The sequence below is a fragment of the Campylobacteraceae bacterium genome (assembly GCA_013215945.1).
Classification (GTDB): domain Bacteria; phylum Campylobacterota; class Campylobacteria; order Campylobacterales; family Arcobacteraceae; genus NORP36.
The window spans coordinates 149,460-173,727 of the sequence record JABSOM010000005.1; the positions used below are offsets into that span (position 1 = coordinate 149,460).

25 protein-coding genes are annotated in these 24,268 nt (G+C 28.7%); 11 read left to right on the forward strand and 14 right to left on the reverse strand.

What is annotated here, in order from left to right:
- The 3 genes from HRT41_07010 to HRT41_07020 form a co-directional block, all read right to left on the reverse strand.
- Entirely contained in the window at positions 1-240 is a 240-nt protein-coding gene (locus tag HRT41_07010; protein NQY23767.1) for a hypothetical protein, read from the reverse strand.
- A gap of 2 nt (positions 241-242) precedes the next feature.
- Positions 243-494, reverse strand: coding sequence for a hypothetical protein (locus tag HRT41_07015; protein NQY23768.1), 252 nt, complete (start codon positions 492-494; stop codon positions 243-245).
- A 129-nt stretch (positions 495-623) separates the two neighbouring features.
- Positions 624-2,168, reverse strand: coding sequence for a SulP family inorganic anion transporter (locus HRT41_07020; GenBank protein ID NQY23769.1), 1,545 nt, complete (start codon positions 2,166-2,168; stop codon positions 624-626).
- 108 nt (positions 2,169-2,276) lie between these two features.
- Here HRT41_07020 and HRT41_07025 point away from each other — a divergent pair, with 108 nt between their 5' ends.
- From HRT41_07025 to HRT41_07035, 3 genes are read left to right on the forward strand one after another with little or no spacing between them, the layout of a single operon-like run.
- Positions 2,277-3,374, forward strand: coding sequence for a GGDEF domain-containing protein (locus HRT41_07025; protein ID NQY23770.1), 1,098 nt, complete (start codon positions 2,277-2,279; stop codon positions 3,372-3,374).
- Between the two features lie 10 nt (positions 3,375-3,384).
- A complete protein-coding gene (locus tag HRT41_07030; protein NQY23771.1) occupies positions 3,385-3,936 on the forward strand; it encodes a CDP-alcohol phosphatidyltransferase family protein in 552 nt (183 codons plus the stop codon).
- Positions 3,936-4,850, forward strand: a complete 915-nt coding sequence (locus tag HRT41_07035) for an exopolyphosphatase (GenBank protein ID NQY23772.1) — start codon at positions 3,936-3,938, stop codon at positions 4,848-4,850. The genes HRT41_07030 and HRT41_07035 overlap by 1 nt, the downstream gene beginning before the upstream one ends.
- A 35-nt stretch (positions 4,851-4,885) precedes the next feature.
- Here HRT41_07035 and HRT41_07040 read toward each other — a convergent pair whose 3' ends face one another.
- From HRT41_07040 to HRT41_07070, 7 genes are all read right to left on the reverse strand, one after another.
- Positions 4,886-5,932 carry a site-specific integrase gene (locus tag HRT41_07040; protein ID NQY23773.1) on the reverse strand — a complete coding sequence of 349 codons (1,047 nt, stop codon included), beginning with the start codon at positions 5,930-5,932 and terminating at the stop codon, positions 4,886-4,888.
- The gene (locus HRT41_07045) at positions 5,929-6,225 is read right to left on the reverse strand and encodes a hypothetical protein (protein NQY23774.1); all 297 of its coding nucleotides are present in this window, start codon (positions 6,223-6,225) and stop codon (positions 5,929-5,931) included. Before HRT41_07045 ends, HRT41_07040 begins: the two co-directional genes overlap by 4 nt.
- A 154-nt stretch (positions 6,226-6,379) precedes the next feature.
- Positions 6,380-7,180 carry a hypothetical protein gene (locus tag HRT41_07050; GenBank protein ID NQY23775.1) on the reverse strand — a complete coding sequence of 267 codons (801 nt, stop codon included), beginning with the start codon at positions 7,178-7,180 and terminating at the stop codon, positions 6,380-6,382.
- Between the two features lie 25 nt (positions 7,181-7,205).
- Positions 7,206-7,862, reverse strand: coding sequence for a hypothetical protein (locus tag HRT41_07055; protein ID NQY23776.1), 657 nt, complete (start codon positions 7,860-7,862; stop codon positions 7,206-7,208).
- Between the two features lie 23 nt (positions 7,863-7,885).
- Positions 7,886-8,488: a hypothetical protein gene (locus tag HRT41_07060; protein ID NQY23777.1), complete on the reverse strand. Its 603-nt coding sequence runs from the start codon at positions 8,486-8,488 to the stop codon at positions 7,886-7,888.
- A gap of 367 nt (positions 8,489-8,855) precedes the next feature.
- Positions 8,856-9,266 carry a hypothetical protein gene (locus tag HRT41_07065; protein ID NQY23778.1) on the reverse strand — a complete coding sequence of 137 codons (411 nt, stop codon included), beginning with the start codon at positions 9,264-9,266 and terminating at the stop codon, positions 8,856-8,858.
- Between the two features lie 70 nt (positions 9,267-9,336).
- A complete protein-coding gene (locus HRT41_07070; protein NQY23779.1) occupies positions 9,337-9,543 on the reverse strand; it encodes a hypothetical protein in 207 nt (68 codons plus the stop codon).
- 342 nt (positions 9,544-9,885) lie between these two features.
- Between HRT41_07070 and HRT41_07075 the strand changes: the two genes are divergently transcribed.
- Positions 9,886-10,848, forward strand: a complete 963-nt coding sequence (locus HRT41_07075; GenBank protein ID NQY23780.1) for a hypothetical protein — start codon at positions 9,886-9,888, stop codon at positions 10,846-10,848.
- A gap of 99 nt (positions 10,849-10,947) precedes the next feature.
- A complete protein-coding gene (locus tag HRT41_07080) occupies positions 10,948-11,967 on the forward strand; it encodes a pentapeptide repeat-containing protein (protein NQY23781.1) in 1,020 nt (339 codons plus the stop codon).
- A 43-nt stretch (positions 11,968-12,010) separates the two neighbouring features.
- On the opposite strand, the gene HRT41_07085 is transcribed toward HRT41_07080, so the two are convergent.
- Together HRT41_07085 and HRT41_07090 are read right to left on the reverse strand one after the other, a co-directional pair.
- A complete protein-coding gene (locus tag HRT41_07085) occupies positions 12,011-13,087 on the reverse strand; it encodes a toll/interleukin-1 receptor domain-containing protein (protein NQY23782.1) in 1,077 nt (358 codons plus the stop codon).
- A gap of 2 nt (positions 13,088-13,089) precedes the next feature.
- A complete protein-coding gene (locus HRT41_07090) occupies positions 13,090-13,917 on the reverse strand; it encodes a hypothetical protein (GenBank protein NQY23783.1) in 828 nt (275 codons plus the stop codon).
- Between the two features lie 578 nt (positions 13,918-14,495).
- Here HRT41_07090 and HRT41_07095 point away from each other — a divergent pair.
- On the forward strand, positions 14,496-15,599 hold the full coding sequence (locus tag HRT41_07095) for a hypothetical protein (protein ID NQY23784.1): 1,104 nt from the start codon (positions 14,496-14,498) through the stop codon (positions 15,597-15,599).
- 248 nt (positions 15,600-15,847) lie between these two features.
- On the opposite strand, the gene HRT41_07100 is transcribed toward HRT41_07095, so the two are convergent.
- Positions 15,848-16,024, reverse strand: coding sequence for a hypothetical protein (locus HRT41_07100; GenBank protein ID NQY23785.1), 177 nt, complete (start codon positions 16,022-16,024; stop codon positions 15,848-15,850).
- Between the two features lie 1,079 nt (positions 16,025-17,103).
- Positions 17,104-17,886: a hypothetical protein gene (locus HRT41_07105; GenBank protein NQY23786.1), complete on the reverse strand. Its 783-nt coding sequence runs from the start codon at positions 17,884-17,886 to the stop codon at positions 17,104-17,106.
- A 143-nt stretch (positions 17,887-18,029) separates the two neighbouring features.
- On the opposite strand from HRT41_07105, the gene HRT41_07110 reads away from it, so the two are divergent.
- The 5 genes from HRT41_07110 (at position 18,030) to raiA (ending at position 24,155) form a co-directional block, all read left to right on the forward strand.
- A complete protein-coding gene (locus HRT41_07110) occupies positions 18,030-19,724 on the forward strand; it encodes an acetolactate synthase large subunit (protein ID NQY23787.1) in 1,695 nt (564 codons plus the stop codon).
- Positions 19,717-20,214 (forward strand): acetolactate synthase small subunit, encoded by a 498-nt coding sequence (gene ilvN, locus HRT41_07115; protein ID NQY23788.1) that lies wholly within the window; start codon positions 19,717-19,719, stop codon positions 20,212-20,214. Before HRT41_07110 ends, ilvN begins: the two co-directional genes overlap by 8 nt.
- A gap of 9 nt (positions 20,215-20,223) precedes the next feature.
- Complete coding sequence (gene lpxD / locus HRT41_07120; protein ID NQY23789.1) at positions 20,224-21,171, forward strand: UDP-3-O-(3-hydroxymyristoyl)glucosamine N-acyltransferase; 948 nt, start codon at positions 20,224-20,226, stop codon at positions 21,169-21,171.
- Positions 21,172-21,249: 78 nt separating this feature from the next.
- Positions 21,250-23,310, forward strand: coding sequence for a DNA translocase FtsK 4TM domain-containing protein (locus HRT41_07125; protein ID NQY23790.1), 2,061 nt, complete (start codon positions 21,250-21,252; stop codon positions 23,308-23,310).
- Positions 23,311-23,612: 302 nt separating this feature from the next.
- Positions 23,613-24,155 carry a ribosome-associated translation inhibitor RaiA gene (gene raiA / locus HRT41_07130; protein ID NQY23791.1) on the forward strand — a complete coding sequence of 181 codons (543 nt, stop codon included), beginning with the start codon at positions 23,613-23,615 and terminating at the stop codon, positions 24,153-24,155.
- Positions 24,156-24,268: the final 113 nt, after the last annotated feature.

The window sequence follows — 24,268 nt, forward strand, 5'->3', positions numbered from 1 at the left end:
TTAGGCTTTTATATTTAATAATATATCTTGAACCGCATTTTGTGTTGATATTACACCCGCATTTGCTTCATAAGAAATTTGCAAAGGTATTTGTTCTGTAATTTCTTCTAATAATGATGATGAAACTTCTTGTAAACCTGGATCACCAAGAGCAGAAGCAATTTTTGATATATTCACGGCATTTTGTGCTAATTCTTGTTGAGTAGCTAACATTGAGCTTATGTTACTGTTAATTTCCATATTTATCCTTTATACGATAGGGATTCCAATAATGCTTTGTTTAAATAAGCAGTGGAATTAAGTTGTGCTTTGATGTTATTTGTTTCATCTTTATATTCATCTTGCGATGAAAAAGAGTTTGTGGCATTTGTATTATCGCTGCGCTCAAAGGTAGATTTATTTTCTTCTTTTTTATCAATTTGATCAATTTGTAATTTTGAATCTTGTCTTTGAATATAAAGAGTGGAGGGGGATGTTATGTTATTTATGTCCATAAAATATCCTTTGTTATATTAAGTATAGCGGATAATTTTTTTTTATGCAAAATTAATGAATTTTTGATTTGTATTTGAGGCTTTCTAAATAAAGGTTATGTTTTTTGAATGACATAACCTTTAATTTTATTAATAATCTATTGCAACTTTATATTTAGGGTCATTTTCTTCATACGTACAAAAAGGACCAGCATCTTTTAAAATCTTTTTACAATCTTCACTTAAATGTCTAATGGTTAATTTTTTTCCAGCATTAGCATATTTTTTAGTAATAGTATCAATAGCTTCAACGCCTGATATATCCATAACTCTTGCATCTTTAAAATCAAGAATTACTTCAATTGGATCATGTTTTAAGTCAAAAAGTTCAAAAAATGATGTTGTAGAACCAAAAAACAAAGGACCATCAAATTCATAAATCTTTTTACCATCATCATCTAAAAATGTTCGTGAGCTAACTTTTGAATGATTCCAAGCAAATACTAAAGCAGAAATAATAATACCTGTAATAACAGCAATTGCCAAATCTGCATACACTGTAATTGCTGTAACAATTATTAAAACAAATCTGTCTGAATTAGGCATATATCTGAATCTGTTTCCACTTTCCCATTCAAAAGTACCAATAGATACCATAAACATGATACCAACTAATACAGCAACAGGAATAAGTGCAATAAAATCAGGTAAAATAACAACAAAAGAAATCAATAATAATGCAGCGGTAATTGCTGATAATCTACCCCAACCATTGTTTGAAAAGTTAATTATACTTTGACCAATCATTGCACAACCAGCCATTCCACCAAAGAAACCACAAGTAACATTTCCAATTCCTTGTGCAATACATTCTTGGTTTCCGCTTCCTCTTTTTCCACCCATTTCATCTAACACAGAAAGTGTTAATAAAGATTCAATTAAACCAACTAAAGCTACTAAAATTGAATAAGGAAGAACAAGTAAAATTGATTCCATATTAATATGTAAAGTAGGCAGTGCAAAAGAAGGAAGAGAGCCTGAAATATTAGCTAAATCTCCCACTCGTTTTGTATCTAAATCCATAGTAATAACCAAAACAGAAATAACAACAATAGCTACAAGTCCTGAAGGAATTGCCGATGATATTTTTGGGAAATACTTAACAATAATCATGGTTGCAGCTACAAGTGCATACATAATCCAGTTTTCACCTTCAAAAAGCGGAAATTGTGCCATAGCAATTACTATTGCCAAACCATTTACAAAACCGTACATAGCTGGTTGAGGAACCAAACGAATAAGTTTCCCCAGTTTTAATAAACCAATTATTATTTGAATACTTCCTGATATTAAAGTGGCCAATAATATATACTGTAAAATATAGGTTGAAAGTTCACCGTTGTTTACTAAAGTATCGTAGGCCTCTTTAGGAAGTGCATCTTTTACTTTTATGCTTAATCCTACTAATACTACTGCAACTGCCCCTGTTGCACCTGAAATCATTCCTGCTTTACCACCAATTAATGCGGTAATTATTCCAAGAATAAAAGCAGTGTATAGTCCTACTAAAGGAGAAACTCCTGCAATAATAGAGAATGCAATAGCCTCTGGTACTAAAGCAACTGCAACAACAATTCCAGAAAGGATATCACTTTTTGCACTTTGCCCAATTAATGTGTCTTTTATATTTAACAAAATATTAGCCTTTTATTTAAAACGCGATTATAGCGAAATGTTATTAAATATACACAGTTTATTTTCTTTTGTAATTAGTCTTTAAAGCTTTTTTGCTATAATCACTTAATGAAAAATGACTTTGTAAAAACACTTGGTTTTAAATTAATTTTATTATTAGTAACCATAATTCTGACGTTCTTTACTACTATATATATGTTTAATACCCAAATAGATAAACTTAAACTTCAAATTGATAGTATTTTTTTTGCTAATCTTGTACCTGTTCTTAAGCTTCAAAAAGTAGAGAATTCCTATAAAGATTTAATTATATGCATCAAAGAAAACAATAATTGTGACAGAAGCCTCTTTATTGATGAAATACACAAAAACTGGCAGTACTACAATAAATCCTACAAAACTATTGAAGAAAAAATGGTTGTAGTGCGTGTTGATAAAGCAATGAAAAATGCACTAAAAGTGAATGCTTCTATAAAAAATTATAAATTAATGCTTCAAAAAATAAATTTTTTAATTGCTTATGAAATTGATGGTGCCTACAAAGAAAGGAAAAACTTCCTAAATGATTATTTGAGTATGAAAAACTATTTGTTGTATAGTTTGATTGTTCTTGTTTTTATTGCTTTAGCCATTATTTCTTTTATAATAGTTTCAATTATTAAAAAAGACAAAGATCTAAATTATTTGAATAAAAAATATAAAAATGACTCAATTACAGATGCTATGACTAAATTATACAATAGAAAACACTTTGATACTTTGTTTGATCATTTGCCTAAAATTTCTAAAGAAAATCATTGGAAAAGTGCATTTATTATGTGTGATATTGATCATTTTAAACAATACAATGATACTTATGGACATGATATGGGGGATACCACCTTAAAAGAAGTATCAAAAGTATTAAAAGAATATTTTAATAAAGAATACGAATATGTTTTTCGTTTAGGTGGAGAAGAGTTTGGAGTATTACTATTTGACACAGACCTGAGTATTTTAGAGCAATGTTTAGATGATATTAATAAAAATATAGTAAGATTACAAATTGAACACAAAAACTCTTCTTGTTTGGCTTTTGTTAGTATTTCTATGGGGGCTGTTATGTATACGAGTAAAAATGAATATTCATCCAATCAATTATACAAACTGGCTGACCAAAAACTCTATAAATCGAAAAACTCTGGAAGAAATAAATACACACTTTAAAGGATAGAATTTGGATTTTTTATTTAATAAAAATCATCATTTTAATTTAGCTAATTTAACAACATTTATGAATATTGCATCGGGTATTATAGCAATATATTTTTTAACCCATCAAGACTTTATATTTGCAGCTGTTTTTGCATGGCTGGGTGGTGCTTTTGATATAATTGATGGTAAAATCGCAAGGAAATATAAACTTTCTACTGAATTTGGTATTCAACTTGATTCTTATGCTGATTTTTTATCCTTTGTTATTGTTCCTGTAATGTATATATACTTTGCTATTTTTGAAAGCTCAATGATTAATAAAGCACTGCTTGCTGTAGTTTTTATATTTTATGTTATTTCGGGACTAAGACGTTTAATTCAATTTAATATAGATGCTCAAGAAGGTGAAGTTACAAAATACTTTACAGGAATACCTACGCCTCTAGGCGCTATTTTATTATTCGCTTCTTATTTAGCATGGACTAGTGGTTATGTGCCAGAAGAGTTAATTTTAGTATTTATGATTCTTGTAGCTTATATGTTAAACTCAAAAATTAAAATCCCTCACCCTTAATGAGTATTATAACAGCTATAGATTTAGGCTCTAATTCTTTTAGAGTTTTAATATACGATTGTAAAAAAGAACTTATACTGGCTTCTCACAATGAAGTTGTTGGCATGGCAGATGGTCTTACTCATACGGGATGTATTTCTAAAGAAGCACAAGAAAGAGTAATAAATGCAATTAATACAACATCCGAAGAAATGAAGTATGATACAAGTAGGGCTATTTGTGTAACAACAGCGGCCATGCGAATGGCATCAAATGCAAAAGAGGTTCTTTGTTATTTTAAAGAAAAAACAGGCGCAAGTTTTGAAATAATTGATGGCAAGGAAGAAGCAAGGTTAACGCTTTTAGCTGTTAAATATGCATTAAAAAGAGAAAAAATTGTCTCAGATAATTTCATTTTATTAGATATTGGTGGAGGCTCACTTGAACTTATTGTTAATACAAAAGATAAATACATTGCTCATAGTTTTAACTTTGGAATTGTTACATTAACGCAAAAACATTATAAACAAACAGAACTTGAAAATTTTCTAGAAAAAAGAAAAAAAGAAATAAACAATTTTTTAAGTACTATGGATATTGATTATACGAAATATTCTTTTGTAGCTACTGCGGGAACTCCTACAACAATTGCAGCCATGAAACTGGGTCAAGACTTTTTTAATTATAATAAAAATGATGTTAATGGAAGTATTGTAAATTTGGATGATTTAGACAAATCTTTAGATATTTTAAAAAATTCTTCTAAAAGTGAAATAAGAAACTTAGTGGGTGAAGGAAGAGTTGATTTTATTGAAATTGGTATTTATATTTACAGAGCCATTTTTGAAGTATTAAATAAAAAAGAATCAATAGTTTTAGATGATGGGTTAAGAGAAGGAGTAGCTCTTAATTATGCTTTGAAGAAGACTATTTAGACAATAGCCGACTTACTCGATAAATAGGGCTCTATTTAAGAGGTGTGTCGATTTTGTGCGTTTTCTATATCTAAAACAACTCTTTTTGAGTCTTCTTTCGGAATATATCTATAATATCTTTCAAGTGTTATTCTTGGGTTTTTATGTCTTAACATAAAAGATACCCATTCTAATTTTTCTCCTGCTATTAATTTTAAACTAGCAAAAGTATGTCTTGTTTGATAAATATTTCTTATTACCATATCTAAACTTTTCAACAGTTTCTTAAATTTAATATTCAAACTATCACTTGATTTATATATTTTATTTCTCTGCTCAGAATAAAAGATATTTTTTCTTAGTCCTGTTTTTAATTGTTCATTCTTAAAATACTTAAGTGCCTCAATTGGTAAGTCAATTTCTGCTAGAGAATTTTTTGTTTTAGGCTTTTGTAGAAAACCATTTGTCATTGTTTTATTTATGGAAATAGTATTTCTATTAAAATCAATATCTTCCCATGAAAGAGCTATTAATTCTCCTGGTCTTATTCCTGTAAAAAACGAGATTGCTAAAAAGTTTCCAAATGAATTAGATTTTGCACTCGTAATGAGTACCATCACTTCTTCTAAAGTAAATGGGATAACCTTATAATCACTTTTTAATGATGGTTTTTTAAGCACAAAAGGGGTTGCAGAAATATGCTCACATAATATGGCATTTTCTACTGCAGCCTTTAAAAGCGTTTCACAACCTTTCAATGTGCTAAGATCAGTAAATGTTTTATACCATTCCTTTACATCAATTGGCTTTAGTTCTGTAATTAGCTTTTTATCGAAATATGGAACAATTCTACTATTGAAAAAGCCTAAGTATGTTACGCATGTAGTAGATTTTAAAGTCTTTTCTTTTTCATTCAACACTTCTACACATAGTTCAATAATGGTAGGTATTTTTTTATTAACATTAAATTTGTTAAAGAACTCGTCATTTTTAGCATAGCTTTTAAATAACTTCCTGTTTGCTTTTGTATCTTCTAATTTAGTAGATACTCTTTTCCCATTGATACGAGCATACAGCGTACCATTTCTATGATAAAAGGTCATTTTGTGTTCTCCTTGAACTCCAAAATACCACTCTCTATAAAAGTGATTTTAGTTTTATTCCCCTTAATCTCTCTTATAAAGTGAATATTGATTTTTAACCTACCATCTTTCATCATTACTTTTAATTTACTTTCACTTATATGTAAGAACTGTAAAACTCCTACTCTTTTTGTTAAATCAAGTTCTGGTACTAATGCAGTTTTTAAAACAGGTACTTCACTTCTTAGCCTTTTTAATTCATCAAGAAGTTCTGGTATTAGTTCTAACAATTCAAAATCTATTATTTTACTCATTGTTTTATCCCTCCTTTTAATTTAAATAGCTATCTGACATTTTTATGACAAATATTTGTTATACTTTTCAGCGATACAAACCCTATACTTAAGACTGCATAACGTATGTGTGTGCTTAGGGTTTGTTTATTTTTATTAAGTTTCTGAAATTTAACTATAATATTGTATTTTCGATTGCTCTTGTAGAATATTTTTTGTTTTCGTCAATTAATATCGTTAGATAGTTAGCAGCATGTTTTTTTACCATAATCATTCCACCTTCTCTTCTCCATTTTTCTAATGCAATAGAAGAATCAAGAATCATACTGTCATCTAGTGGATCATTGAAATCCTTTGGATATTCTACAAAACTAAATAAAGTAATAATACTACTTTCTGCTAGCCTAAAATTTGCGCTATTACTGAATATATTAGCCATTACAAGGTCTTCATTTTCATTCTCCTCATAAGGTAAACCTGCAAAAAAAGACAAACACTGATACTCTTTAGATTCGAACAAAGTACTTAGCTTGTGTTTTAGTTGGAACTCTTGTATTTCATATACATCTTTGTGAGAACTTTTCTCAATATTTTTAGATAATTTAATTGCATCGATTAAAACTCTTGCAGCTAAGATCCATGTTACTCTATCATTATTTTTGTCTTTTAATAAATCATATACATTTTTGATTTCTTCAAGTGATTTTTCTAGATAAAAGTTAGAAGTCTCATTTACTTCTTTCTTATCTTCATTTGTATTGGTATTAAGAATTGATTGCATTATTGTTGTAGATGCCAATAATGCAGATAGTCCAATTAATAGACCACTTATTAAAAAAGCGTTGCCTTCATTTATATTAGAAGAATGACCAATCAAGTTCAATATTACCATTCCAATAAAGTATATTATGAGTGTCCATAATATCCACATAGTAATAGCAAGTTTATTTTTTGTTAATGAGTATAATTCCGACACTTTAATCCTTTTATTATTGGTGTAATTAAATTAGTTTTAAATCAACTTTAATTAGTTCTAAGGCTTTTACACATTTTTCTGATATTACATCTATTTCATTATAGTTTATTTCCATAAAGCATCTACGAATATATTGTTCATCTTCCTCTTCCTGTACTGAACCACCATATTTTTGTGCGAACTTTCTTTTCGCTATATTTTCATGTTCAGATTTAAATGGTTCAAGCTTGATTTGATACTCAATATAATAAAGTCTTATATGTCGTGAAGTATTTTCAATTTCTTCATAGGTATTTTTTGTGAAAATAAATTCACTAGAAGATAATATTCTAATTATTTCGTTAAATCTTGATTCATTGTTTAAATAAAACACATCTGTTTTATCGCGCATTAACTCCTGTAGCGTATAGTACACAATTAATCGTCTATCATATAAGTCTCTTTTTTCTTTTTCTTCCTCAATTCTATTTGTATTTAATATTGATTGAGTAATCGTTGCAGAAGCTAATAATGCAGATAATCCAATTAGTGCACCACTAATTAGAAATACGTTATCTTTGTCGATACTTTGGGCATAACCAATGACATTAATAAATATCATTAGAAGTAGCCATGCTATTAAAATTACTAAGAAGAACATTACAACATTAAGTTTTTTCTTAAAATTTGGTATTTCTGTCATTTAAATCCTTTTAAATTTATATATTACCTTAACAAATTCTGTAAAAATGGGAAATATAGATATGCCACTTCACCTATTGATAACCAAAATATAAACCAAAAATCAGTTAAATATTGTAGATATATTTTTATAATAGCAATTCTTGCTATTATATGACGATAGTGAACGATTTTGTTTATTATATTTATGTCAACTAAATCCATATCTTGAAGCTTTTTTTCTATTATTATATCCTGTGTTCTTGCTGATTTTATCGTGTACGTATTATCAACTAAGACTGCTTCTAGCCTTTCATCATTTTTTTCTTTTTTAATTCTTTGATAAAAAAATGTTGATGCAAGTATTTTTTTTACGTAAATATTTTCTTGAGCTTTAATTTCATCATTGATCTGCATATACAATTTACAATCATCATTTATATATAAGATATATCTAAAAAGCAAATATGCCCAAATAATTAATAGTAAATTCTTTAATTGTGACAATAATGTATTCTCAGTTGTAAATATAAATTTTAACCCAAGTAGATTTATTTCCGTTATTGAACCACCTGCTGTAAATGTAAGCAGTATTACAAATGATATTATTATTAAATTTCTTCTTTGTCTTAAAAATGCCTCTGACATTGAATCCCTTTTGTTTGATTTATGTGTTCTTTTTAGTCTTAGATGTTATTGTTTATTTTTATTTTCTCTAAAATGGATATATACAGTGCTGATAATTGCTAATGTTCCTGGAGCTAAATAAAATATATATTCCATATTTATTCCTTTTAAATTTAGACAAAATGTTATCTAAATCATATTAAAACAACATTATTAAATGAAATAATAAGAATAATCATTTCATATTTTTTTTGCCTTTCAATAGCTTTTACAAAAGTAACTTTATATTTGGAGTTTTATTTTTTTGATAATATCAATAGTTTTATTTAGGCATAAAAAAAGGCAGATGGGGGTAGTATCTGCCTATTCAATTTACTTTAAAATATACTTATACTGATCTTCTTGTCGCTTCTCTTTCTTTCCTGCCTAATGCGTATTTTATTCTGCTGTCTCTCACTTCTATATAATGAATTGTTTCTGTAATTTTTACATTGCAGCCTGAATAAGGCACTGATCCGCCTTCATAATTTATCATTGATTCATTTTTTTCAATTATTTTAAGTGGTTCAGTTGTTCCATTTAAGTAAACAGTATCTCCAACTTCTAAAGAATTGTATATGACACTAGTTAACTGTTGTAGAGTACTTTCTTGTGTATAGTCTTCTTTTCTTTTTTTAAATGCACTTGGAAGATAAATATATTCACAATTTGAACATTTGTAATCTCCTGTACTATGACCACTACCTACTTCCTTTCCTATGTTTTCAGAATCACATTTTGGACACATTCCTTTTGACATATTCTCTCCTAATTTATTATTTAATAATTATATTAACAGTAAACAAAGTTTTTGTTTGTCTTTGTTATGATTAATTACTGTTTAGGAAATCACATAATTCATCAAGTGTTCCATAATCTTTCTCAAGTACTGTAAAGCGGCTACCATCAGATACAGTAATTTCATATATATTGATTTCATTGTTATTACTATCATAATATGAACTTGTATCAATAGAAGATATTTGGGTAGTATTTACAAGCTTTCTTTCACTACGTGTTTTTATCATCTTAAACATTCTAATCCTTTTTAAAGTTTAACAAAATTGTATCTAAATTTTATTAAAGTTTTATTCTTTCTCACTTTCATTTATTTTTCATTTAAAAATACTAACCTCAAATTTTTAAAAATTTGTAAATTCTTTTTTAAACTTCCCTCCATGTAAATATATTCTGAGAACAGAATATAAATAAACTAAAAGGAGATCAAAATGAAAGAGTTTACAAAAATTATTATAAAGTTAATTATTAAAATTATTATCTATTCACTATCCTAAAATTACCCTCCAACCGCTTCTTCCAAAGCAACATCAATACTCGCAGGGTCATCTAAAAACGTTTGTAATACTTCGCCTTTACCTTTGCACCAATTACTAGCTTGTCTTGCTGTCGCACCTCTATCTGTTAGTTCTTTAATCATCTTATCTTTTGCTGTTGGTTCAGTTGGAATGGTAATCTTAACTGCTGTTGAATCTATGACAACAGGAGCACGTTTTGACAGCTCTACTTTTTCATTAAAAAACTTTCTTGGTAGCTCTTTAAAAACTTCTGTAATAAATCAATTTTCTAATCAAGTTACAAAAGGAATAATAAATACGTTTGGAGTTACGAGTTTTGTTTCAATGAGAATTATTACAGTAAGTGTAGGTACTTTATTTGATGAATTGTTTGAAATGGCTGCTGGTTTAGATAATCACTTTGGCTTTGGTGGAGATTATGCAGGAACTAATAAGGATGGTGTTGCAAGTGATAGAGAAAAAATAGGAATAGGGCAAGGAGCATGGGATACAATTAAAGAAATTGCTACCTTGGGACAAATGAATACTTCAACATATAATGGAACTGAATTTAGAACAGTTGATTACGATGGGAATTATAATGGATGGAGCATTGATGGAAACTTAGGTGCTACGTATACAGAAGCTTGGGATTTTGAAGGTAGATGTGGATTACCTGATTATTCATATGACGATTACACTTCTGATTATGGTGGAGATTTAAACTGGGAAAGTCCTTCAGAAGAAGCACAATTTGAAGAAGAATACAGAGAGCTTGATGAAGAGATACTTGAAGAAATAATAGGTATTACAAGAGATAGTTTTGGCGGTGTGTCTTACAATGGCCATTATTATGGAAAAGGTTCATATTCTAAGGAACAAGCTGCACATGATGAAATGGTTGATGATGCATTAAAAGACTATGAAGACAGTGGAGGAGATGCAGCACATAACAATAATAATGATGATTGGGATGGTGATGGAGATAGTAATAATGGTGTAAATGATGGCTCAGATAGAATGAATGATGATGAAGAGGAAGGGTAAATTAACAATGAACGTAATTAAAAGATAAAATAACTTTTTCCTAAGTTTCTTTTCTATAATATAGAGTCAAGAATGATGAAACTTTTTAAAAGGCATTAAATGGCAGAACCGATATTTGAATTTATAGATAATATACTTGGTCAAGAAAGGTGTAAATTTAAAGGAACAGTGTATAAAATTATTCGAGAAGAATTCACTGATAATCGATTTATAAGATATGGTAATCAAAAGTATGCTCTAATAGATAATAAAAAACAAATAGAAAGTAGAATTAAAACTGCTAAATTGAGTCTTAATTTTCAGAATTGTATTTTTACAGAATATGCAGATTTTGGATTTCAATTATTTTCAAAACATGTAAACTTCATAGGCGCAACATTTACGAAGAATGCAGATTTTAGGAAAACAGTTTTTGAAGAAGATGCAAGTTTTAGGTTTGCAACATTTATGAAAGACGCTTATTTTAGAGACTCGGTATTTGAAAAAGAGGCATATTTTGATTCCACTATATTTCTACAAGAAACATATTTTGGTCATGCAGATTTTTTTAACTATACATCTTTTAAAGGTGCAATAATAAACACTTTTAATCTTTCGAACCTAATTACACACGAAAAATTTAGGCTTGATTTATCTTTCTCACAAATTGGGATGATGTATTATCAAAATACAAACTTTAAAAAAACAGATACAAAAGAAACTTTTCTAATTTTAAAACAAGCTGCATTAAAACAACATGATCAAATAAATGCATTAGATTTTTATAAAAAAGAAATGCAAGCACATAAAGATAGTTTGGAGTGGTGTAGTAGAGATTGTTTGGATAAGTTAGTTCTTAGTTTTGAACGACTGTCTAGTAACTATGGAACAAATGGAATTATATCAATACTGTGGGTTTTTGCAATAACCTTTTTATTTTCAGGATTGATGGTTGGGACATACTCATTGGAAGTTTTTCTGCACATAATTAATCCTCTTACTAAGTTTAATGATATTGCAGATACCCTCGTATGTAATACAACATTAAATCATACACTATTCATATTTCACAAACTATCTCTGGCTGTTTTAATCTACGAAACAATCAAATCTTTTAGAAAGTTTTCAAGAAAATTATAGTCATAAAGCATGGATACTTATATTATCATTCATTTGATTGCGGTTATACAAGATTATTTTGAATAAGATATTCCTTTCCTTTGTACTCTAATGAATAAAGGTAATCTAATTGGTCATTGTAATGGCGACTAAGAAAATTATTTTTCACTAAAGTATCAATATAGAATTCAGTTTTAAAATGACTTTCTTTTATGATATTTTTAATATATTCCAGTTCTGATGGTGTTTGATTATAAGAATAAGTTAATAGTATTTTTTGTTCAATTTCATGAATGAAGTTATTATCTTTTTCTTCTTTAATCTCTACTTTTTTAACTACAGTTTTTTCTAAAGCTTTATTCATTTCGTTTAACATATCTTGGTAGCTAATTCTAGGTGTCTTTGAAACATCTAGGTGTTTTGCTATACCTTTAAAAAGTTTTTCCAAAGATTCTTTTCTATCTAAATTAATTCCTTGAAAAGATGATACAGGTGAAGGAAGGGAGCTTTTTGTCATGCCATTGTAGCAAATTGGGATAATAGGTATTTGTTTCGTCCATGCACAGCCAATTTCGAAGTTTATCCATGGTCTTGGCATCGATGATTGACTACAAAGAACTATAAATACTATAGATTCATTTAATGCATTATTTATTTGTGTTAACCATTTTGACCCTACCGGAATATCTTCATTATCATTACTCACAAATACACTGAATTGTCCTGTGAAAGTACTTTCAATCCAGTCTTTTAAAACTAATGCTACTTCTTTTTCTTCTGTAATATGACTGATAAATATATTTTTAATTTTATGCTCTCTTGTTGTATCTGGTTCCCAAAATTCGTTAATTTCTTCAAGATATGACTCTAGTAATATTTTTGCTTTTTTTACACCTAAAATGTATGTGGCAACGGATAATGAAGAATTATCGCTTATTAGAGAGATAGTTTCTGGATGATAAATTATATTTTTAAATTTAGTCGTGTACTCTGCATCGTCAAAAATATGAAAAATAGTTTTTTCTGTATTAACTTTCCAGTTAGAAAACTCAAAGTTATCTCCATTATAAATATAATCTGGAAGCTTTGTTAACTCATAAATCTTTTTTTTTAATTTTTTAATTGCGTCTTGTTTAATCATATTTATTTACCGTTATTCTTAAATAGATTAGGAACAGCCTTAATAATGCTTTTAACACTTTCGGACTCTGATTTTGCACGTTCAAGTTCTACAGTTGTTTCTCCTTTTTTCATTATGAAGTTTCTTTCCGTTGCTAACAAACTTTCAAGGGCTATTTTCAATATTTTTTTATTATCTTGAATTAAAGCTATTTCTACTGCAATTAGTTTGGACTCTATATTCGTAAGTTCATTTTGAAAATATTTCATTTCACTTAGACCTTCTCTATACAATCTAAGAAAAAAATATGCAAATAATTCGATAAATAAAACAAGTGAAAATGTAGGAATAAGGCTTATAACATTATCTGTTGTTAAAAATTTATTTGTTACGTTTATCGTTAATTTTGTAGGTACAACTTTGATATTTGTTTTTTCAATTGACTGTCTAATAAGTTCTGCTGGAATATTATTTTTAAGATTGACAATTGAATCAGAAAGTATTCCTACTCCTAAAAGTGTAATGGAAACTCCGATAAGTAAATTATACATGGAACGTTTATTAATTAATGTTATTTCTGATTTTAATCGATCTGTCATTGAGTCAAATGAATCTTTAAAATATTTTTTTTCTAACTCACTACCAATTTTTTTTTCTAATAAATAAGACTCTTGTTTAAAGATATTACTGACAGTTACTTCTGTTAGTGAAGCAACTACTCTATCTTTAATTTCTTTTTTTTCATTTTCAGATATTTCCTTATCTGTATTGAAATATTTAATTTTGTCATATATCTGTTTTAATTCATCTTTGATACTATCTTTGTATTTATCATTTATATTTGTATCCACTGTTTTGGTCTTTTCTTCCTCTCTCAAAAAAGCATAAGAAAAGAACATAAATGATAAGAATACAGTTGATGTTAAAAGAAGAACATAAGTACTCTCAGAGAATGTGTAGATACTATAACGGGTAAGATAATAATCAATAAACAAAATTATCCCGGCTGATAGTCCAAAAACAAAAGAAAAATAATAGAGAACTCTAGTTTTTTTACTTAATATATTAATATTTATCTTCTTCGAAGTAGTTGTGAAACTCATGTTTTAACACCTTTTAAATAATTATTCATTTTTTTATTTCATAAAATAGCAACATTATATACAAATAATAATTATTCTTTCTTCAAATCAGCCAAGTAATTCTGAATATCATACAAAGCCAAAGCAACAGCACTTTTAAACCCTTTTCATCTTGGATTAGCCCCATTAATATTATTCCTTTGAACTTTCACATAATCATTAAAAATAATCTAATTATTCTTTTAAGTCACAATTAAGTGTATTTTAAAAATTAATAGATGCTTTTATCATTTATTAATGAAATAACAACTATCATTAATTAGAAACTATACTTTAAAGGATTTATCATGTTACGAGTACAAAACCTTACTATTATGTCCGCAATCGTCCTGCTAGTATCAGGATGTGGGAACACGGCAAAAATATTAGTCCCAAGTAATTCTGCAAAAGTTTTAACCTTTGATGGAAGTAAACAAGTAGCTTTAGGTTTTGAAACAACATCATTTAGTAAAACAGATGATACGATAATAGAAAAGAAAGTTTTTTATTGCTTGGGTAAGAGCCCTGAAATAGTCAAAAACAAAGCAAAAGAGGCAAAACTAATTGGAGAAATTTTAAAAAAAGGTTCTTTAACTTTATCTGGAGCTTCTTCGGAGGGGAGCGCTTCTGTTGCTTTTAGAACACAAACTCTGGAGCTATTAAGAGATCAAAGTCTTATGAATTGTATTAGTTATGGAGCAGGTGGGTTATCTAAATTTGGTTTCGAAGCACTAAATAGAAAAGTATATAATGTTATTCCTCTTTTGGCTGCGATTGATGGCTTAACAGGAAGTATAACTAGTGCACCAGTCTCTCTAGTCTCTTCCTCTAATGTAGGTTCTGCAGAACAATTAGCGAAAGTTTCAACTCTTATTGTCGATGAAACAAAAGAAGTAAATAAAATAAAAGACACAATTAATAACCTTTCAAAAGAAATTGAAACATTAAAAGAAAACTTGGATACAAAACATGATCCTGCAGATATAAAATCTATAATGAATAAAAAAGTAGAAAAAAGAGAAAAAACGGAAATTATAAAGTATTCTGAATATTTAGCTGATAAAAAACCATACGATGTAAAGTTAAAAGAACTAAGTAGGTTAAATGAAATTTTAACACTAAGAGAAGAAACACTCAATGACATTAAGGAATCAAGAAAATCAATTAAGGCAACAGGGGCCACATCAACAAGTAGTAACTTTGGCACATTTCTAAATACAAGAGTTTCAGACGAGACAATTAAAGAGGTATCCGGTGATATTGTTAGAATGCTTAGATCATATTACCAATTAGGAAGCTTGAGTGATACTTGTGCAATGATAGTTGTTGAAAAAGGAAATGAAGTACCTGCAGAGGGATCTATGCTAAGTTTATGTATTAGTAAATATAACAATGGAATGAAAGCTAGATAAAGTAAAAAATTGAATAGATATTTAAAAAAGGATGTTCTGAATGCCATATGAAAATATAATTGAAGTAAAGAATAGAAAATACAAAATTTTAGCATATGATAATAAAAAAATGATGTTACGGTGTGTGATGTACAATAAACATTAATTGTCAATATGGACATCATAAAAGTATTATAGAAATATTTCCATTTAAGATTATTAAAGAGGGGAAATTGATTCAAGGGATAATGGATGAATATCCAGAATACTTAGTTATGTAAATCAGCCAAGTAGTTCTGAATATCATACAAAGCCAAAGCAAGACCACTTTTAAAACCTTCTTGTCTTGGATTCGTCCCATTAATATTATTTCTTTGAACTTTTACATGATTATAAAGTGAAACAGAATTTAAATGCTCTTTGTGCGATATTAAATAGTTACACATTTTTTTCCCAAATAAGTAGCCTTTATATTTTCCTCTGTAAATTCCGGGGACACAATACCAAATTATTTTATATTTAAGAGCTCATACAAAGTAACCTTTGCGCTTTTTTCTTTTTCTTAATTGTCAGAAAAAGAAACAAAAAGAAGCAACTGACGAAATGATAAAGCCCTTCGGGTGCCTAAATATTTTTATTGTTTAACTAGGCTGTGGAACCTACTAAAATGTGCTAAAGAGCACATTTCTTTACGCTCGATTAGTCCTCGCCTTTTTCCGTTAAAAAATAAAAAGATTTAGCTTTCTCAAAGTCAGGGGAAGAGCCTTCTGAATGATTATTTTACTTATGACCACTTCTTTATACTTCTAGCTTTTAAAAAAAATCAATTATTTAGAAAAATGTGGAGCGTGGTTCTGACTTTGTTGAAGCCGAGCGTTTATTTTTTGTTTCGAAACAGCCTGAGGACTGCTTGACCGTAAAAAAGGTACTTTAATGCACGTTTTAGGGAGTTCCACAAGGCAGAAACACAAAATAATAAGTGAGGGAAGCTCCGCCTTCAACAACTGTCAGTTGCTTTCTTGTTTCTTCTTTTCAAGAAAAGAAGAAAAAAAACGAATGCGATAGCTTTCACGAGCTCTTAAAATCAAATTATTAAGAAATAATCTGTATTATGCTTTAATCATAGTTTAAATACAATTAAATATATTTAAAGGAAAAAGAATTGAAATTCCAGGGGCACAATACCAAATTATAGTAGTCATTTGAAAATTTATATTGCACTAGTTACTTGAAGTTACAATTTATTCCTTTAAATTTAATGCTCTTATTTGTCTTTTAATTTGGCAGTATTTTTTTAAATCTTCCAATTCTCTTTTATATAAAGTAATCATTTTTTATTTTAGGAGAATTATTTTAAGTAGGGTGATTGTCTTTCATTTTGTTATGATGTTTTGATAGTTAATTGAATATTTAATAAGGTGTGTCAATTTTTGACACACTTAAAACCCCGTTTCCAAGGTTTAAAGATGATAATGATGTTAAGGGGTTTATGTAGTTATTTAATAGCTTAAAACCTATCGTCGCATTATTTTGACAATAGCCTTACACTTTGTTCTTGAACGATATTGGCTTGTGATGCTATAAGTCCAGCATTTGCAATAATATTTGTTCTTGAAAAGTCTTTTACTTCATTGGAAAAATTAATTTCTTTATATTTACTGTTTTCTACTCTTACCGTATCTTCTTGAGTAATATTCTCTTTTGCAGACAATTCAATATTTTTCTCTATTCCTTTAAAATCACTAGAAGCTGTGTTTATTATCTCTTTTGCTTGTGTTAACACTTCTAGAAACTCTGCTTCTTCTAATGGAAGTTTATTTGCTTGTATATTTAAATTTTGTGTAATTTCTTTTAAGTCTACTTTATCAATTTGTAAAGAATTGTTATCAACAGACAAAGTAATCGTTTTTTCTTCGTATTGTGCGGCAAAAAGATTTTTATTGTCAAATTTACTGTTTTGTGTTTCTACTGCAAAGTCTTTTAACAAAGATTTTACTTCTAAAACATCTTCGTTGTTTAATTGTTGATCTTCACTTTTCTCAAATTTATTTTCAATTTTATCTAAGATTTTGCTTTGTTCTTCTAGGGTATTTTGTGCAATTTTAGTAATAGCTAAACCTTGATTAGATTGTTCCAAGCCAAGAGCTAAATTACTTCTATCATGGGTTAATAGTGCTGATATACTTAAGTTATAGGAATCTTCTTCTTCGTTTTTTACTTGTGAGGAAGCATGGGTTCTGTCTAAATTTACTTGGGGATTAAGACCTTGTAAATTATCAATATTGGGGTTTATATTATTAACATCCATAAAAAATCCTTTTCTATATTAATGGATTATAAGATAAGTACTATTAAAATTGCATAAAACTATTAAGATAGTCCTCTTTTCTTAACGCACTTTTAATGTATTTTTTTGTACAATAATGCCTATTTTATTAGGGAGAAAGTATTATGAAAATGACCGGCGCGAAAATGGTTACAGAATCATTACATGAAGAAGGGGTAGACGTAGTTTTTGGTTATCCTGGAGGCGCTATTATGAACGTCTATGATGAAATTTATAAACAAGATAATTTTCAACATATCTTAACAAGACACGAACAAGCTGCAATTCATGCGGCTGAAGGTTATGCTAAGTCAACTGGTAAAGTTGGAGTTGCTATTGTAACATCAGGTCCTGGTTTTACAAATGCAGTTACTGGTTTGGCAGATGCATATATGGATTCAATTCCTTTGGTTGTTATTTCGGGACAAGTTCCTACAACAATAATTGGAACAGATGGTTTTCAAGAGATTGATGCTATTGGAATTTCAAGACCATGTACAAAACACAATTATTTAATTAATCATATTGATGATATTGCACGCGTTATGAAAGAAGCTTTTCATATTGCTTCAACAGGCAGACCTGGTCCTGTGCATGTTGATATTCCAAAAGATATTACTGCACAAATGGGTATTTTTGATTATTCAAAACCGGTTGATTTACCAACGTATAAACCTACCGTTAATTATAATAAACGGCAATTAAAAAAAGCAATGGAAGCTATTAGTAAAGCTAAAAAACCATTATTATATGTAGGTGGAGGGGCTGTTCTTGCTAATTGTAGTGAAGAAATAAGGGAGTTTTCAAAACTTACTAATATTCCTGCTGTTGAAACATTAATGGCAAGAGGTGTTATGGGACATGATAATAAAATGTTTTTTGGAATGCTTGGTATGCATGGTGAATATGCTGCTAATATGGCGGCTCATGAAACTGATTTACTTATTTCCTTGGGAGCAAGATTTGATGATAGAGTTACTGGGCGTTTAGATCAGTTTGCAAAAAAAGCAAAAGTAATTCATATTGATATTGATCCTACTTCTATTGATAAATTAGTAGATACAAACTTTCCAATAGTGGGAGATTTAAAAGTTACTTTAAAAGGTATGCTTGAAGCAGCTGCTGAGATGAAATTTAATGACTATTCTAATTGGAATGATTTATTATTAGAATACAGAGAAAAACAACCTTTACGCTTCATTGATTCTACTGAAACTATTAAACCTCAATGGCCAATAGTTAGAATTGGTGAATTATTAGGAGATAAAGCTATTGTATCAACCGATGTTGGACAACATCAAATGTGGGCTGCACAATTTTATCCATTTTCACGTCCAAGACAATTTGTAACTTCTGGTGGATTGGGAACTATGGGCTTTGGTCTTCCAGCTGCAATGGGTGTGGCACGTGGTAATCCAGATAAAATTTCAATAAATATTACAGGTGATGGTTCAATTTTAATGAACATTCAAGAGTTAATGACTTGTGTTGAAAGTAATCTTCCTGTAATTAATGTAATTTTAAATAATAATTACCTAGGAATGGTAAGACAATGGCAAACCATGTTTTATGGTAACAGATTATCTGAAACAGTATTAGATGCTCAACCTAATTTTCAAATGTTAGTAGAAGCATTTGGTGGTGTTGGTTATAAAGTTAAAACAAAAGAAGAATTTGATGCTGCATTAAAAGATGCTGTTAAACAAAAGAAAGTTGCAATGATTGAAGTTATTGTTGATAGAAATGAAGATGTTTTACCAATGGTTCCCAATGGGCATGCTTTAAATGAAATGACACTTATAGGAGATACAGATGCATAGTGATAATCACTACTACGACAAAGAAATCACAAGACAGGTTATTTCTGTAGTTGTTCTAAATGAAAACAATGCTTTGTCAAGAATTGTAGGTTTATTTTCAGCGCGTGGTTACAATATTGATTCTTTGACTGTTGCACCTGTAGAAGGAAGTGATTATTCACGTATGACTATTGTTACAACAGGAGATAAAAGAGTTATCTCTCAAATTGTTAAACAATTAAATAAACTTATTCCTATTTTAAAAGTAAACGAACATAAAGATGTAATTGAAAAAGATACAGTATTAATGAAATTTTCTATTGATAATAATTTAGCAGATATTGACGTTATTGCAAAAACCTATCATGGTAGTATTCAAGATGTAACAGATGATGCAATTATAGTTTCAGCTACTGATTCAGCAGCAAGAATTGCTAATTTTATTTCTGTAATGCAAAAATATAAACCCTTAGAAATCGTACGATCTGGAATTGTAGCAATTGAGAGATAAGGATTAGAAATGAAATTAAATGACTTGTGTAAAAATCTGGATATTGAGTGTTCTAGTAATCAAAAAATTATAGGCCTTAATACCCTAAAAGACGCAAATGCGAAAGAAGTCACTTTTTTAGAAAACAAAAAATATCTGAAAGATTTGGAGAATACTAAAGCTGCAGCTGTTTTTATTAAAAAAGAGTTTGCATCTTTACTTCCTTTAAATACACTTGCTCTTATTTGTGAAGAACCTTATATTGAACTTGCGAGAGCAAGTAAGTATTTTTCTTCTCAGCTTGTAGATGTGGATGGAAAAGAGCCTTTAATTGGAAAAAATACAGTAATTATGCCAGGGGCAAATCTTGGAAAAAATGTAATTATTGGTAACAATTGTACGGTTTTCCCTGGGGCGTATATTGGAGATAATGTACGTATTGGAGACAATACTATTATTCAAGCCAATGTTGTAATATATCGTGATTGTACAGTAGGAGATGATTGTTTAATTCATTCTGGTGCTATTATAGGTGCTGATGGTTTTGGTTTTGCTAATAATAAAGGCAAATACATTAAAATATACCAAAATGGAAATGTAATGATTGGAAACGATGTTGAAATTGGTGCAAATACTACAATTGACAGAGCTGCCTTTAAATCTACTATTATCCATGATGGTGTAAGAATTGATAATTTAATTCAAATTGCGCATAATTGTATAGTAGGACCTGGCTGTATTTTAACAGCACAAATTGGTTTAGCAGGCTCAACTGTTTTAAATGAATATGTAATTATGGGTGCACAAAGTGGTACAGCTGGGCATTTAGAAATCGCACCTTTTACTACAATATCAGCACGTGCTGGTGTTACAAAAAGTATTAAAGTAAGTAAAAAACAATGGGCTGGTTTTCCTTTAATGGAGCACAGATCGTGGTTACGTTTACAAGGCAAAATTTCTAAATTATTAAAAGGATAAACCATAACTAAAAAAATACTTTCTTTAATTTCTTTATTTATAATACTGTTTTTACAATATTCAATCTTTATCTCTGATATGCAAACCGTAGGCGTTATAGGCTCTAGTTTTGCAGACTTTTCACATAATTATTTTGGATATCTTTCTTACGCATATTTACTTTTTTTATTATATCCCTTGTATATACTTAATTTTATTGATTATGAAAAAGAGAAACTCTTAATGAAATCCTTGATTTTAGTAATTTTTATTTTTGCAGTGTTAATCTTTCAAGCTTTAGTAATTAAAGACAATTTAAGTGGTGAAATTGGCAGTATTATTGTATTAAGTTTGAATCCCTTTATCGGAAAAGCAGGCTTATGGATTTTTATTTTAATTTGTTTTGTCATTACTTTACTTGTATTTCTTGAAGATAAAAATATTTCATTAAAAGAAAAACTAGCAGCAGTTAAAATAAAAAAACCTTCTTTTGATTTTAAACAAATCGAAAAAATACCGCAGTCCAGTAAAAAACGTGTAAAAAGAAAAGTCGAAAAAGTCTCTGTTAAAGAAGTAGGAGATACTGCTGAGATAATTCTTGAAGAAACACTTCTTCAAGAAGAAAAAATTCAAGAAGCAGTAATTATAGAAGAAAAAGTAAATGAAGTAGAGTCCTCTCATTCAGTAATTGTAGAAGAATTAGAAGAAAACAAAATTTTACAAGATCAAATTGAATTAGGTGAGAATATTAAACCAAAAGATTTTAAATTACCTTTAAATAAATTTTTTCAAGATGCTCCTAAAATGAAAAAATCAAAAATGGATGAAGATTTAATAGATAAAAAAATTGGTGATTTATTGGATAAACTTTCAAAGTTTAAAATTGAAGGAGATGTTGTCCGTACGTATACAGGTCCGGTTGTAACAACGTTTGAATTTAAACCAGCTGCTCATATTAAAGTATCTAAAATATTAAATTTACAAGATGATTTAGCTATGGCTTTAAAAGCTCAAACCATTAGAATTCAAGCTCCCATTCCTGGAAAAGATGTAGTTGGTATTGAAGTTCCTAATGAAGAGTCACAAATTATATATTTTAAAGATTTATTGGACTCAGAAATTTTTCAAAAATCAACTTCTCCTTTGACTATGATTTTAGGAAAAGATATTGTAGGTAAACCTTTTGTAACAGATCTTAAAAAACTTCCTCACTTATTAATTGCAGGAACTACAGGTTCTGGTAAATCTGTGGGAATTAATTCAATGATTTTATCTTTATTGTATAAAAACTCTCCCGATGATTTAAAACTGGTGATGATTGATCCTAAAATGCTTGAATTTACAATGTATGAAGATATTCCTCATTTATTAACGCCTATTATTACAAAACCCAGTGAAGCGGTAACTGCTTTAGCTAATATGGTGTTAGAGATGGAGAGAAGATATACTCTGATGGCTAAATCACGTACAAAAAATATTGAAAACTATAATGAAAAGTCAAAAACAGCTGATTATGATGCTTTTCCATATATTGTTGTGATTATTGATGAGTTAGGAGATTTAATGATGACTTCTGGAAAAGAAGTTGAAATTTCCATTGCAAGGCTTGCTCAAATGGCTAGGGCTTCTGGAATACATCTAATAGTGGCAACGCAACGACCTTCTGTTGATGTTGTAACGGGTCTTATTAAAGCCAATCTTCCAAGTAGAATTGCTTATAAAGTAGGGCAGAGAATTGATTCCAAAATCATTTTAGATGCTATGGGCGCTGAATCTTTATTAGGGCGTGGAGATATGTTATTTACTCCTCCTGGTATGTCTGGACTTGTAAGGCTTCATGCTCCTTGGTCAAAAGAAAGTGAAATTGAAGAAGTAGTTGAGTTTTTAAAAGCGCAGCGAGAAGTGCAATATGATATGAATTTTATTAAAGCAAAAGAGGGCTCAGCTATGAGCTCCAATCCATCTGATGAAAGCGCATTTGATGAATTGTACGAAAGTGCGAAAATGATTGTGATTAATGATAAAAAAACATCTATTTCTTATATACAAAGAAAATTAAGAATTGGTTATAACCGTGCTGCTACTATTGTTGAACAATTACAATTAGCAGGAGTTTTATCTGAGCCCAATGTAAAAGGTAACAGAGAAATACTTATTTAAGTTAGATAATCTATTCTTATAGAAATACTTAAGATATAAATAATTACAAAGAATAGTAATTATTTTATATCTTTTTATTCAAAATGTTAGATAAAACATGATTTAGAATAAAAAACTTAATATTACTATTCTTTTATTCTCTCACTTTTATCTCTAATATATATATTCCCTTCTTTTTTAATTTTATAATTATTATTATAATTTACTAAATTATAAAATTAAGCCATACCTTATAAAATATTAATTAATTTTTAAATTTACTTTGGTAAACTTAACCTGTAACTTATTACAAGGAGTATTAGATGAATACAAGTATTGTAGGTAGACATATAGATTTAACAGATCCAATCAAAGAATATATTAATGCATCAATAGAAGCATTTGCAAAATATAATTTAGATATTATTTCAGTCAATTCGATTATTTCTCAAGAAGAGAAACATGGCAAAAAAGCATTTTCTTTTGAATTTACTTTAAATATTGCTAATTTAGATACTGTTGTTGTAAAACAAAAAGATAAAGATTTATATACAGCTATTGATATTGCAGTTGATAGAGTATCTAAAGTCTTAAGAAGACATCATGATAAGATATCAGGTCATAGAGCAACTAAACTAAGCGAAGTTGATTCAGCTAGCAAAGAAGATGAAATTGCTAATGAATTAGAAAAATTAGAAGGTGAAATTGTTGGAGTTAGATTAAATTCTTATAAACCAATGGATATTGAAGATGCTTTAAATGAATTAAAAGAATCTGAAGCTGCATTTAAAGTTTTTTATGACAAAGACGATAATATGAGAGTGATTTATCCAATGAAAGAAGAGTCAAAATTTGGTTTATACTAAACTTTAGTAGTAAATAGTAAAATTAAAGGTATTAGCTTTGGCTAATACCTTTTTTTTTGTTATAATACAAAAAAATTACATATACATGTAAAAACTTTTTGTTATTAAAAGAT